At 73.6% G+C, this 11680-nt stretch carries 13 protein-coding genes and 6 tRNA genes; 9 read left to right on the forward strand and 10 right to left on the reverse strand.

Annotated features, from left to right (window positions below; all coding sequences use genetic code 11):
- Positions 1 to 90 precede the first annotated feature (90 nt).
- Both ABT403_RS38625 and ABT403_RS38630 read right to left on the reverse strand, forming a co-directional pair.
- Positions 91 to 162: transfer RNA gene (locus ABT403_RS38625), tRNA-Val, on the reverse strand.
- 57 nt (positions 163 to 219) lie between these two features.
- Complete coding sequence (locus ABT403_RS38630; protein WP_344159254.1) at positions 220 to 657, reverse strand: TIGR02611 family protein; 438 nt, start codon at positions 655 to 657, stop codon at positions 220 to 222.
- A gap of 177 nt (positions 658 to 834) precedes the next feature.
- Here ABT403_RS38630 and ABT403_RS38635 point away from each other — a divergent pair, with 177 nt between their 5' ends.
- Complete coding sequence (locus tag ABT403_RS38635; protein WP_030011909.1) at positions 835 to 1248, forward strand: SsgA family sporulation/cell division regulator; 414 nt, start codon at positions 835 to 837, stop codon at positions 1246 to 1248.
- 215 nt (positions 1249 to 1463) lie between these two features.
- Positions 1464 to 2081, forward strand: coding sequence for a CGNR zinc finger domain-containing protein (locus tag ABT403_RS38640; RefSeq protein WP_344159251.1), 618 nt, complete (start codon positions 1464 to 1466; stop codon positions 2079 to 2081).
- Here ABT403_RS38640 and ABT403_RS38645 read toward each other — a convergent pair.
- Complete coding sequence (locus ABT403_RS38645; protein ID WP_344159247.1) at positions 2037 to 2237, reverse strand: hypothetical protein; 201 nt, start codon at positions 2235 to 2237, stop codon at positions 2037 to 2039. The genes ABT403_RS38640 and ABT403_RS38645 overlap by 45 nt on opposite strands.
- 151 nt (positions 2238 to 2388) lie before the next feature.
- Positions 2389 to 2799 (reverse strand): hypothetical protein, encoded by a 411-nt coding sequence (locus ABT403_RS38650; protein WP_344159244.1) that lies wholly within the window; start codon positions 2797 to 2799, stop codon positions 2389 to 2391.
- Positions 2800 to 2961: 162 nt separating this feature from the next.
- Here ABT403_RS38650 and ABT403_RS38655 point away from each other — a divergent pair, with 162 nt between their 5' ends.
- Complete coding sequence (locus tag ABT403_RS38655) at positions 2962 to 3459, forward strand: DsbA family protein (RefSeq protein WP_344159241.1); 498 nt, start codon at positions 2962 to 2964, stop codon at positions 3457 to 3459.
- Positions 3460 to 3469: 10 nt separating this feature from the next.
- Here the strand turns inward: ABT403_RS38655 and ABT403_RS38660 are convergent, their stop codons facing one another.
- Genes ABT403_RS38660 through ABT403_RS38670 form a run of 3 tightly spaced genes read right to left on the reverse strand, consistent with a single transcriptional unit; the run spans position 3470 to position 6259 of the window.
- The gene (locus ABT403_RS38660; RefSeq protein WP_344159238.1) at positions 3470 to 4303 is read right to left on the reverse strand and encodes a GNAT family N-acetyltransferase; all 834 of its coding nucleotides are present in this window, start codon (positions 4301 to 4303) and stop codon (positions 3470 to 3472) included.
- Between the two features lie 52 nt (positions 4304 to 4355).
- Positions 4356 to 5177 carry an aminotransferase class IV gene (locus ABT403_RS38665; protein ID WP_344159235.1) on the reverse strand — a complete coding sequence of 274 codons (822 nt, stop codon included), beginning with the start codon at positions 5175 to 5177 and terminating at the stop codon, positions 4356 to 4358.
- Positions 5174 to 6259, reverse strand: a complete 1086-nt coding sequence (locus ABT403_RS38670; RefSeq protein WP_344159232.1) for a chorismate-binding protein — start codon at positions 6257 to 6259, stop codon at positions 5174 to 5176. Before ABT403_RS38670 ends, ABT403_RS38665 begins: the two co-directional genes overlap by 4 nt.
- A gap of 182 nt (positions 6260 to 6441) precedes the next feature.
- Between ABT403_RS38670 and ABT403_RS38675 the strand changes: the two genes are divergently transcribed.
- The 5 genes from ABT403_RS38675 to ABT403_RS38695 all read left to right on the forward strand — a co-directional run bounded on the left by ABT403_RS38675 (position 6442) and on the right by ABT403_RS38695 (position 6926).
- Positions 6442 to 6514 (forward strand) — tRNA-Gly (locus ABT403_RS38675).
- A 38-nt stretch (positions 6515 to 6552) separates the two neighbouring features.
- Positions 6553 to 6626: transfer RNA gene (locus ABT403_RS38680), tRNA-Cys, on the forward strand.
- A gap of 1 nt (position 6627) precedes the next feature.
- A tRNA-Val gene (locus ABT403_RS38685) sits at positions 6628 to 6699 on the forward strand.
- Positions 6700 to 6733: 34 nt separating this feature from the next.
- A tRNA-Val gene (locus tag ABT403_RS38690) sits at positions 6734 to 6805 on the forward strand.
- A 49-nt stretch (positions 6806 to 6854) separates the two neighbouring features.
- A tRNA-Val gene (locus ABT403_RS38695) sits at positions 6855 to 6926 on the forward strand.
- A gap of 204 nt (positions 6927 to 7130) precedes the next feature.
- Here ABT403_RS38695 and ABT403_RS38700 read toward each other — a convergent pair.
- Positions 7131 to 7316 carry a hypothetical protein gene (locus ABT403_RS38700; protein WP_344159229.1) on the reverse strand — a complete coding sequence of 62 codons (186 nt, stop codon included), beginning with the start codon at positions 7314 to 7316 and terminating at the stop codon, positions 7131 to 7133.
- A gap of 551 nt (positions 7317 to 7867) precedes the next feature.
- Here ABT403_RS38700 and ABT403_RS38705 point away from each other — a divergent pair.
- Positions 7868 to 9109 carry a serine/threonine-protein kinase gene (locus ABT403_RS38705; RefSeq protein WP_344159798.1) on the forward strand — a complete coding sequence of 414 codons (1242 nt, stop codon included), beginning with the start codon at positions 7868 to 7870 and terminating at the stop codon, positions 9107 to 9109.
- Between the two features lie 76 nt (positions 9110 to 9185).
- Here ABT403_RS38705 and ABT403_RS38710 read toward each other — a convergent pair whose 3' ends face one another.
- Together ABT403_RS38710 and cobA are read right to left on the reverse strand one after the other, a co-directional pair.
- Positions 9186 to 10001: a TrmH family RNA methyltransferase gene (locus ABT403_RS38710; RefSeq protein ID WP_344159226.1), complete on the reverse strand. Its 816-nt coding sequence runs from the start codon at positions 9999 to 10001 to the stop codon at positions 9186 to 9188.
- Between the two features lie 42 nt (positions 10002 to 10043).
- Positions 10044 to 11306, reverse strand: coding sequence for a uroporphyrinogen-III C-methyltransferase (gene cobA / locus ABT403_RS38715; protein WP_344159223.1), 1263 nt, complete (start codon positions 11304 to 11306; stop codon positions 10044 to 10046).
- Positions 11307 to 11680 lie beyond the last annotated feature (374 nt).

Genomic DNA, 11680 nt, shown 5'->3' on the forward strand with positions numbered 1-11680 from the left:
GGCGGGGCTGCGCGGCGGGGGCGCACCCGGGCCGCGGCTACGACCGCGGCCCCGGAGATTCTCGCGAATCTCCGGGGCCGCTGCTCCGGGTGGGCGATACTGGGATCGAACCAGTGACCCCTTCGGTGTGAACGAAGTGCTCTCCCGCTGAGCTAATCGCCCGGGCACACCGCAAACATTACCGCATGTCAGCGGTGCTCCGTGACCACCTCCGGACGATCACTGGTCCTTCAGGTGCCAGGGCAGTGTCAGGCCGTACTTCCACAGGTAGAAGCCGACCAGCGCGCCGGCGATGACCAGGCCGACGCTGGTGAGGATGATGTTGCGGCGCCGGACCTTGGGGTCGAGCGCCTTCTGCGCGGCCTCGGTGACCTTGCGCTTGGTCCAGCGCAGGACGAGGTTGGCCCACGCGAACTCGGTGGCCCAGATCGCCAGGCCGGCGAAGATCGCGACCCAGCCCGGTCCGGGCAGGACGAGCATGGCGACGCCCGCGCCGATGACGACCAGGCCGACGACGAAGACGCCGACCTGCCAGCTCAGGTGCAGGCTGCGGTTGGCCTTGATGAAGGCGGGCGCCTTCGAGACGTGCGGCGCCTCTTCGACGGGCGTCCCGGCCGTAGCGGATTCGTTGGTTCCGCGATCACTCCCCGTATTCATGGAGGCGAATCTACCGGAGCTCGAAGCACACGTGAATGCCGCTTTGGATCCGCCGTCCGAGGGACCCAGAGGTCCGCAAAACGGTCAGAGGGGTTTACAACGGCACCGTAGGTGGCATGTCGATTTCGCCGACGTGCGAATCCCCGAGCGCACACTGAGCGAAAGGCCCTGGCGCTTATGAACACCACGGTCAGCTGCGAGCTGCACCTGCGCCTCGTTGTGTCGAGCGAGTCCTCACTGCCTGTTCCGGCGGGCCTGCGGTATGACACGGCCGATCCCTACGCCGTGCACGCCACCTTCCACACCGGCGCCGAGGAGACGGTCGAATGGGTGTTCGCCCGCGACCTCCTCGCTGAGGGCCTCCACCGGCCTACCGGTACCGGCGACGTCCGCGTCTGGCCGTCCCGCAGTCACGGTCAGGGCGTCGTCTGCATCGCCCTGAGCTCACCGGAGGGAGAAGCGCTGCTGGAAGCGCCCGCCCGAGCCCTCGAGTCGTTCCTGAAGCGCACGGATGCCGCGGTCCCGCCCGGGACCGAGCACCGGCACTTCGACCTCGACAAGGAGCTCTCCCACATCCTGGCCGAAAGCTGAGCCAGGCTCCCGACCGCACGGCACCGTCCGACTCGGGGCGACGGTGCCGCACGGACAACCCCATACGGCAGTACCGGCGCTGTCCCCGCGGGAGCCACCCGCGGGGGCGGCGCCGGCGTGCTGCCCGGACGGCCTGTTGACGCCTACCGCTAGAGTCGGCCACCAGCGGCGGCAGCGGCCCGTCGCCGCCAGGCCGGCCTCCAGGAGCGACCCCCGTGCAGATCCCCCACGACACCCGTCGCGCGCTCGACGTCGTCGTCGCGCTGGTCAACACCGCGGCCGAGCCGGACCAGCCCGACGGGCTGGCCGACATCGCCGCCCTGCGCGCCTTCGTCCAGGAGCACGCGATCAGCGACGTCGGCGAGCTCGGTGCCCGCGACCTCTCCGGCGTCCGGACCGTGCGCGGCAAGTTCGCGCAGGTCTTCGCGGCGCCCACCTCCCGCGCGGCGTCCGCGCTGATCAACGAGCTGGTGGCCACCGCCGGCACCACCCCGCAGCTGACCGACCACGACGGCTACGACTGGCACGTCCACTACTTCGCCCCCGGCGCCTCGGTCGGTGACCACCTCGCAGCCGACGGCGGTATGGCGCTGGCCTTCATCGTGGTCTCCGGCGAGCAGGAACGGCTGCGCCGCTGCGAGGCCCCGGACTGCCGGCGCGCCTTCGTGGACCTCTCCCGCAACCGCTCGCGCCGCTACTGCGACAGCCGCACCTGCGGGAACCGGCTGCACGTGGCCGCGTACCGGGCCCGCCGCAAGGGGGCCGACAGCCACCCCGAGGGCGCCGGATCAGAGCAGGTAGAGATCGTGCACGGCGGCGAGCAGCAGCAGTAGCCCGATCACCGCGAGGAAGATCATCAACGGCGGCTGGGAGAGGGCGAAGAGGCAGCCGCGCGCCTCCGGGGAGGCGGGGGGCAGGGGGGCCTGGCCGACGGAGGCCTCGGCGACGGGGACGGGAGCCGGCGGCTCACCCTGTGATGTGTCGAGCATGTCGGGGCGATGATCGCGCGGCGCACCCCCCGAAAGCCCCCAACACGCCATGAATCACGCGGTAGTTCGCCGACTCTCCTCAGTTCGGGTGGTTTCCCCCGGGTTCTCCCCCGCGACACCCGCCCCCTGCGCTACGGGCCCGGCGCCGTGGCTAGATCCCGTGCTTCTTGAGGATGGCCTCGATGTCGGAGAAGTCCTCCGCCGGGGCGGCCTGCGGCTTCGGGGCGGGGCCGGTGGCACCGCCGCCGAGGGCGGGGGCCGAGGCGCCGGGGGCGACCGCCGCCGGAGCCTTCGCGGCGCCTCCCGCGCCACGGCGCTCCACGGCCCGGGTGGCCGTCAGCAGCACCCACGCCAGACCGAGCAGCCCCAGGCCGATCCACACCGTCGGCTTGAAGACGATCCCGGACAGCCACGCGACCACGCCGGTCAGCACCAGCCCCACCGGCACCAGCGCGTACGCGGCGATCCGCGCGGCCCTGAGGAACCGCCTGCGGTACGCGGTCACGGCGGCTATGCCCAGGCCCGCCGCGGACACCGCGGAACAAATGGTCTCGGCGAGCATGCGGTCCTCCGGCGGTCTGCGGTGGGCGTTCTGTCCCTTCCATCCTGCACCGGGCACCGGCGCCGAGGCCATGTCCCCGCCCCCTCCCGGCCCGATCTCCGGGACATCTCGGGGTCGGATCTCCTCCCCGGGTGCCCCCGGGAGGTCTGGGAGACTGTCCGCATGACCGATTCCGTGATCCTCGACGTCTGGTGCGAACTCCAGTGCCCGGACTGCCACAGCGCTCTGGACGACGTGCGCGCCCTGCGGGCCCGCTACGGCGACCGGCTGGACATCCGGCTGCGCCACTTCCCGCTGGAGAAGCACAAGCACGCCTTCGCCGCCGCGCAGGCCGCCGAGGAGGCCCTGGAGCAGGGGCAGGGCTGGCCGTACGCGGAGGCGGTGCTGGCCAGGACGGCCGAGCTCGGCGAGCGCGGCGAGGCCGTGCTGCTGGACGTGGCACGCGAACTGGGCCTGGACGTGGAGGAGTTCGACACCGCGCTGATCGACGGCCGGCACATCCTGATCGTCGACGCCGACCAGGCCGAGGGCAAGGCCATCGGCGTGACCGGCACCCCGACCTACGTCATCGACGGCCAGCGCCTCGACGGCGGCAAGAGCCAGGAGGGCCTGCGCGCCCGCATCGAGGAGATCGCCGACCGCCTGCTGGCCGCCGGCTGACCCGGCCGGCTCAGATGAGGTCCTTCGCGTAGTCCACGCCGGTGGTCCGGTAGCCGAGGGACTCGTACAGCCGCAGGGCCGGGGCGTTGTCGGCGAACACGTGCAGCGCGATCGTCCGGTGGCCCCGCGCGATCGCCGTGCGCTCCGCGAGGAGCATCAGGTCCCGGCCGTGGCCGCGCCCCCGGTGCTCCTCGGCCACCGCGACGTCGTACACGTACGCCCCCGCGCCGCCCTCCCCGCGCGGCGCGAGCCACAGGTGCCCGACCACCGTCCCGGCCACCTCCAGGACGGCGAAGTCGGCCCCGGGGGTGTCCAGGCCGCGCGCGAGCAGCGCGTCGTGCTCGGTCCGGGACTTGGCCCGGGCCGCCTCCGGATCCATCCCCCGGGCCGTCCAGCTCGCCGCGTACGCCTCGCGGGCCCGGGCCTCCCACGCCTCGTACTCGGCCGCCGTCATCCGGCGGCCCAGCACCCCCTCGGAGAGGGCCGGGGGGTGCTCCGGGAGCTCCTTGGCCATCCGGCGGCCGGTCTCCGCGTACCCGAGGGCGGCGGCGAGCCGCAGGCCGCCGGCGGAGCTCGCCGGGACCGAGATCCGCACCCGGCGGCAGCCCCAGCCGCGCAGCACCTCCTCGGCGGCCAGCGCGGCGACCGTGGCGCGGCCCCGGCGGCGGTCCGGCTCGTCGACGGCCAGGTCCCGGATCTCCCCCACCGTCGGCCCGAAGGGCGTGTCGGCGGCGATCAGGAGCGTCCCGACGCGCCTGCTGTTGACGCGGATCTCGTACGGGCGTGAACGCGCGCCGCCCTCACTCTGCTGAAGCGGCCCGCTCGGCCGCAGGGTGGTGGTCATCCGTCGAGTTCTACCCGCCCCGCGCGCCCGTCACCACGGTGCGCGGGGCGGGTCAGGGGTCGACGTCGGCGGCGGAACGCTCCCGGAAGACGCGCACGGCCTCGGCGGTGACCGGGCCGGGGGCGCCGGCCAGGGTGCGCCCGTCGACGCGGTGGACGGCCTGGACGTCGCGCAGGGTGGAGGTCAGGAAGACCTCCTCGGCCCGCTCCAGCACGTCGAAGGGCAGGTCGCTCTCGCGGGCGCCGGTCCACTCGACGGCCAGCGCGCGGGTGACCCCGGGAAGGCAGCCGGAGGCCACGGGCGGGGTGTGGAGCTCGCCGTCGAGGACGACGAAGACGTTGGAGCCGGTGCCCTCGCAGAGCTGCCCGACGGTGTTGGCGAAGAGGGCCTCGGAGGCCCCCTCCCGCTGCGCCCGTGCGAGGGCGACCAGGTTCTCGGCGTACGAGGTGGCCTTCAGGCCGGCCAGCGGGGAGCGCTCGTTGCGCACCCAGGGCACGGTGATCACGGCCGTGGTGTCGGGCCGGGGGGCGGCCGGGCCGAGGGCGACGGACAGGGTCGGCCCGGTCCCGGCCCGGCCGGGGCCGAGCGGGGCGGGGCCGCCCGTGTAGGTGATCCGCAGCCGGCCGAGCGGCACCGGATGGGCCTCCAGGACGGCGGCGCAGCCTCGGCGGACCTCGTCGAGGTCCGGGTCGGGCAGGCCGAGGCCGCGGGCGGAGCGGGTGAGCCGCTCCAGGTGCCGGGTGAGGGCGAAGGGGGTGCCGTGCTCGGTCTTGAGGGTCTCGAAGACCCCCTCCCCCACGGTCAGGCCCCGGTCCAGGACGGACACCTTCGCGTCGTCGGCGTCCCGCAGCGCCCCGTCGAGCCAGATCCTCACCGGACGGTTCCTCCACTCAGGTCGTGCGCCGCCGTGTCCGCGCCCGGTACGGGCCCGCCCGAGGCCAGCGCGAGCAGCCGGGCGGCCTTGAGCTCGGTCTCGGCCCACTCCCGCTCGGGGTCGGAGCCCCAGGTGATCCCGGCGCCGGTGCCGAAGCTCAGGCGGGGGCCGCCGGGGGCCTCGCGGTCGATCCAGAAGGTGCGGATGCCGACGGCGAGGGCGGCGGTGCCCCGGTCGGCGTCGACCCAGCCGATGCCCCCGCAGTAGGGGCCGCGCGGGGCGGTCTCCAGCTCCTCGATGATCCGCAGGGCGGAGGACTTGGGCGCGCCGGTCACCGAGCCCGGCGGGAAGGTGGCGGCCAGCAGCTCGGGCCAGCCGGCGCCCTCGGCGAGCTCCCCGCTGACGGTGGAGACGAGGTGGACCAGGCCGGGATGCTCCTCCAGGGCGCACAGCTCGGGAACGGTGACCGATCCGGTGGCGCAGACGCGGCCCAGGTCGTTGCGGACGAGGTCCACGATCATCACGTTCTCGGCGTGGTCCTTGGGCAGCAGGTCGGCGGCGGTGCGGCCGGTGCCCTTGATCGGTCCGGACTCGACGCGGCGCCCGGCCCGGCGCAGGTACAGCTCCGGGGAGGCGGTGGCGATCTCCACGCCGTGGGCGCGGAGCCGAATCGTTCCTGCGTAGGGCGCGGGGTTGCCGCGCGCGAGGAGGGCGGTCAGCGCGTCCACGTCGGCGGTGGCCGGGTCGGGCAGCGGCGCGGAGACGACGCGGCAGAGGTTGGCCTGGTAGACCTCCCCCGCCGCGATGTACTCGCGGATCCGGCGGACGCCCGCGACGTACGCGGAGCGGTCCAGGGAGGAGGACCAGCGGTCGGCGGCGGGTCCACGCCAGGCGCCGGGTACGGGCGCGGGGACGGGGTCGGGGCGTATGTCCCCGAAACGCGCGCAGACCAGCCGGCCCTCGAAGTCCGCGCTCACCACCCAGAACCCGGTGGAGTCGAGGGCGGAGGGGTCGCTGGTGACGTCGCGGAGGTCGGTCGCGAGGAGGCCGCCGAAGCGGGCCAGGGGAGGCAGGTCGTGCACGGCTGCGAGTCTATGACCGGTGGCGCGATGGCGCCGGTGAGGTGACCGGCGGGTGACCTCTGGTGATCGGGTCGGCAGCACGCTGCGGAAACGCGTTTTTGAGCTGGCCCGGGAATCCGCTAGAGTTCAACACGTCGCCAGGGAGCGAAGGGGAAAAACCCCGGAGCGAACACGGTGACACTGCGGACGTAGCTCAGTTGGTAGAGCACCACCTTGCCAAGGTGGATGTCGCGAGTTCGAGTCTCGTCGTCCGCTCTGAGTGGGGGATCTTCCCGAGACCCCGCACACTCCGAGGTGGAGTGGCCGAGAGGCGAGGCAACGGCCTGCAAAGCCGTCTACACGGGTTCAAATCCCGTCTCCACCTCCAAGGACGATTAGCTCAGCGGGAGAGCGCTTCCCTGACACGGAAGAGGTCACTGGTTCAATCCCAGTATCGTCCACTGGTCCGCAAGGACCTGATCCGTAAGGATCCCCGCGCGATTAGCTCAGCGGGAGAGCGCTTCCCTGACACGGAAGAGGTCACTGGTTCAATCCCAGTATCGCGCACGCAGTACCAGCAACACCCTGTTTGACCTGCGGTTCCTTACCGTAGCCCGCGCGATTAGCTCAGCGGGAGAGCGCTTCCCTGACACGGAAGAGGTCACTGGTTCAATCCCAGTATCGCGCACAGCAACCGGAAGCCCCGGCCGTCTCGACGGCCGGGGCTTTCGTGCGTGTACCCCGTACGGGGCGTGAAAAAGGGTGTTGCCCGTCCGGCTCCCCAGCCGTACGGGCAACACCCTTCAACTGCCGTCCGCCGTTCCCCCGTCCCCACGGGGTCCGACGGGCCGATGTCCCGGTCCGGGCCGCTCTCCCGGACCCGGGGCGCCGCTCAGCGCCCCAGCATCACGCCCACGGACGACGCCTGTGCCGCCACCTGCTCGAAGCCTCCGAAGAGGAAGAGCAGGAGGGCGGCCAGGGGGAGGACCATGGCCGCGGCCACCAGCGGGTGGCGCGTACCGGACTCATGGCCGTTGAACGCGAAGAGCTTGCGTCCCTGCCGTGCGATGTCCGCCATGATCCTCTCCCTGTCGTCTGGCAGCGGCGGGCTCGTGACCTCGGGGGACGAGTGCGCCACCCGCCGCTCGTCTTCAACACTAGGCGGCCGGAAGGCTCCTGGCCTCATGCCCTCGTACCCATTGCCGGGCCTCCAGGAGGATGAGGCGGCCACCCCCGGACTACTCCCCTGGGTGGAGACGCACCCCTCGCAGTGGGGGACTTCCCGGAGGGGGTAACCGGAGGGTAGTGACTTCGCTCACTTCCGTCACTCCCCGCGCACGCGTGTCCTCGTACGGGGTGTTGACGGCGCTCGTGCGGTGGTGTGGGCGGCCTTCCCCGGGCGTGGCCGCGCGGAGGGGGTCTGACGAGGTCAATCCCCTTGGCCCGAGGGCCCCTTGGGGGTGACGGGACGAGCCCCCCGAACGGGGTCCGCGACCTCTGGCACACCCTCAAGTGGCCTGCCCCGCACTGACAATCGAATCTCCCGACGAGGGCGCGGCCTCTGAGCGCTGGTGCCGGATGGTCCGTAAGCTGTGCCAGATCAGCAGGACGACCGTCAGCGGGGTGGACATGGCGATGATGCGGCTCCGGCGCGAGGACCCGCGTGTCGTCGGCTCCTTCCGACTGCACCGGCGGCTCGGCGCCGGCGGCATGGGCGTCGTCTACCTCGGCTCCGACCGGCGCGGCCAGCGCGTCGCCCTCAAGGTGATCCGGCCCGACCTGGCCGAGGACCAGGAGTTCCGCTCCCGGTTCGCCCGCGAGGTGTCCGCCGCCCGGCGGATCCGCGGCGGGTGCACGGCCCGGCTGGTGGCCGCCGACCTGGAGGCCGAGCGCCCCTGGTTCGCGACCCAGTACGTGCCCGGCCCCTCCCTCCACGACAAGGTGGCCGAGGAAGGCCCCCTGACGGCCGCCCAGATCGCCGCCGTCGGCGCCGCGCTGTCGGAAGGACTGGTCGCCGTCCACGAGGCCGGGGTCGTCCACCGCGACCTGAAGCCCTCCAACATCCTGCTGTCCCCCAAGGGACCGCGGATCATCGACTTCGGCATCGCCTGGGCCACGGGGGCCAGCACCCTGACCCACGTCGGCACGGCGGTCGGCTCCCCCGGCTTCCTCGCCCCCGAACAGGTGCGCGGCGCCGCCGTCACCCCGGCCACGGACGTGTTCTCCCTCGGTGCCACCCTCGCCTACGCCGCGATGGGCGACTCCCCCTTCGGGCACGGCAGTTCCGAGGTCATGCTGTACCGGGTCGTCCACGAGGAACCCCACCTGGTCGGCGTCCCTGACGCGCTGGCCCCGCTGGTGCGGGCCTGCCTGGCCAAGGACCCCGAGGAGCGTCCGAGCACGCTCCAGCTGTCGATGCGGCTCAAGGAGATCGCCGCCCGCGAGGCCCAGGGGCTGGGCGACGGCCGCCCGCCGGCGCAGCGGGCCCGCGTCGAGCGGCCCTCGGGCCGGCTGCCCGAGCGGGCCTCCGGGTACGCGGGGCAGGACACGGAGCGGCGTACGGGCGGCGGCCGGGCCGCCGCCGAGCGCGTGGGCGAGCGTCCCCCGGGCGCCACCCCCGCGCCCCGCCCCCAGGGCCCGCACAGCGGGGCACGGCCGCGCCCGTCGGGCTCCCGCAACCCCGGCTCGACCGCTGGGCGTACGGGGGGCCGTCCGGGGCCTCGTACCGGTCCGCGCACCGGACCCCGTACGACCGGTACGGGACGGCGGCCCTCGCGGCCGGACCCGAAGCTGCTGCGGCAGCGGCTGATCGTCTTCGTGGTCGTCACGCTGCTGGTGGCGCTGGGGATCGCGCTCGCGCAGAAGCTGTGAGACCGGGAAAACGCCGAAGGGGCGCCCTGCCGGGTGGCGGGGCGCCCCTTCGGTGTGAGGGGGGCGGGGGCGGACCCTAGGAGCGGGGGCCGCCGGCGACCGCGTAGAAGGCCACCGCGGCGGCCGCGCCCACGTTCAGCGAGTCCACGCCGTGCGCCATGGGGATCCGTACCCACTCGTCGGCGGCGACCAGGGCCTGCGTCGACAGACCGTCGCCCTCGGCGCCCAGCATCAGCGCCACCCGTTCCAGGGTGTGCGGGGCCGCCACGTCGATCGGCGAGGCCTTCTCGTGCGGGGTGAGCGCGAGCAGCTTGAAACCCGCCTCGCGGACGGTGTCCAGGCTCTTGGGCCAGGCCTCCAGACGGGCGTAGGGGACGGAGAACACCGCGCCCATCGACACCTTCACCGAGCGGCGGTACAGCGGGTCGGCGCAGTCCGGCGAGAGCAGCACCGCGTCCATGCCGAGCGCGGCGGCGCTGCGGAAGATGGCCCCGATGTTGGTGTGGTCGTTCACCGCCTCCATCACGGCCACCCGGCGGGCCGAGACGAGGAGTTCCTGGGCCGTCGGCAGCGGCTTGCGCTGCATCGAGGCCAGGGCGCCGCGGTGCACGTGGTACCCGGTGACGCGCTCGGCGAGGTCCGGGCTCACGGCGTAGACCGGGGCCGGGATCTCGTCGATGACGTCGCGCATGACGTCCACCCACTTGGCGGACAGCAGCATCGAGCGCATCTCGTACCCGGCGTCCTTGGCCCGCCGGATGACCTTCTCGCCCTCGGCGATGAAGAGGCCCTCGGCGGGCTCTCTGCGCCGCCGCAGCTCGACGTCGGTCAGGCCCGTGTAGTCGCGCAGGCGGGGGTCTTCGGGGTCTTCGATGGTGATGAGATCAGCCACAGGGTGATACTGCCTTGTCCTGGGTGTGGTGCCAACGGGCCGTCAGGCGCCGTTGGCGGGAAGCTCGGGGAGCGTGGGGAGCGGGGGGAGCTCGCCGGAAGGGTTCACTCCGACGACCTCGCCGATGACGATGACCGCCGGCGGGCGGACCTCCTCGGCGCGCACCGTCTCGCCGACGGTCGCCAGGGTGGCGTCCACGCGGCGCTGGGTGGCGGTGGTGCCCTCCTGGATGACCGCGACCGGGGTGTCGGCGGAGCGGCCGTGCTTGACCAGGGCCTCTGCGATCAGCCCGATCTTGTCGACGCCCATCAGGATGACGAGCGTGCCGGTCAGCCTGGCCAGCGCGGCCCAGTCCACGAGGGAACGCGGGTCGTCGGGGCCGACGTGGCCGCTGACGACGGTGAACTCGTGCGCCACGCCGCGGTGGGTGACGGGGATCCCGGCCGCGCCCGGGACCGAGATGGAGCTGGAGATGCCCGGCACGACGGTGCAGGGGATGCCGTGCTCGGCGAGGGCCTGGAGCTCCTCCATGCCGCGGCCGAAGACGTACGGGTCCCCGCCCTTGAGCCGGACCACGGCCTTGCCGGCCTTGGCGTGCTCGATGAGGGCGTTGTTGATGGCCTCCTGGGCCATGAACCGGCCGTACGGGATCTTCGCCGCGTCGATCACCTCGACGTGCGGCGGGAGCTCGTCGAGGAGGTCGCGGGGGCCGAGCCGGTCGGCGATCACGACGTCGGCCTCGGCGAGCAGGCGCCGGCCGCGCACGGTGATCAGGTCCGGGTCGCCCGGGCCGCCGCCGACGAGGGCGACGCCGGGGGTGTGCGGGCGGGCGGCGGTGAGGGAGCCGTCGCGCAGCCCCTCGACGACCGCGTCGCGGACGGCGGCGGAGCGGCGCGGGTCGTTGCCGCTGAGCACGGCCACGGTGACGCCCTCGACCCGGCCGGTCGCCGGGGTCCAGGCGGTCGCCGCCTCGGCGTCGTCGGCCCGCACGCACCAGACCCGCCTGGCCTCGGCCTCGGCGGAGGCGCGGTCGTTGGCCTCGCGGTCCCGGGTGGCGATCAGGGCGTACCAGGCACCGTCGAGGTCCCCGTCCCGGTAGCGGCGGCGCTCCCAGCGGATCTCCCCCGTCTCGGCCATCGCGTCCACGGAGGGGGTGGCCGAGGGGGACACCAGCAGGACGTCCGCACCGGCGGCGACGAGGGCGGGCAGGCGGCGCTGGGCGACCTGGCCGCCGCCGATGACGACGACGCGGCGCCCGGTCAGGCGCAGTCCTACGGGGTAGGCGGGGTGTGCCGGGTTTCCCATGGCGGTTGCGGCTCCTGATGCGGCGGGTGTGTTCGGCGGGGCCGCTGCTGCGCTGGAGCGGCTGACGGACCGTGCGGGCGCCCGTCCGGCACCACGATACGACGCATCGCCGCTGGTGGTACCTGCGGGGGCGGGGTTTGGGGGGGCTGGTGCGGGGTGGGGGGCGGGGTGGGGGGCGGGGTGGGGGCGGCTCACGGTGGGGGGTGACGGGACAGCCGGGCGGAACGAGGGGGGCGGTATCCCCCTGGGCGGTCTCGGGGAGGGTTGGGGGTTTCCCGCCAGTCTCATCGTCCTTCCGCGTCGGGCCGGCCTGTCAAGGGCGCTCCTTCGTCGCGTCGCTTCGCGATCGCCTGCGGCGACCCTTGACAGACCGT

The sequence above is a fragment of the Streptomyces sp. NPDC000075 genome (assembly GCF_040301925.1).
GTDB lineage: Bacteria > Actinomycetota > Actinomycetes > Streptomycetales > Streptomycetaceae > Streptomyces > Streptomyces polychromogenes.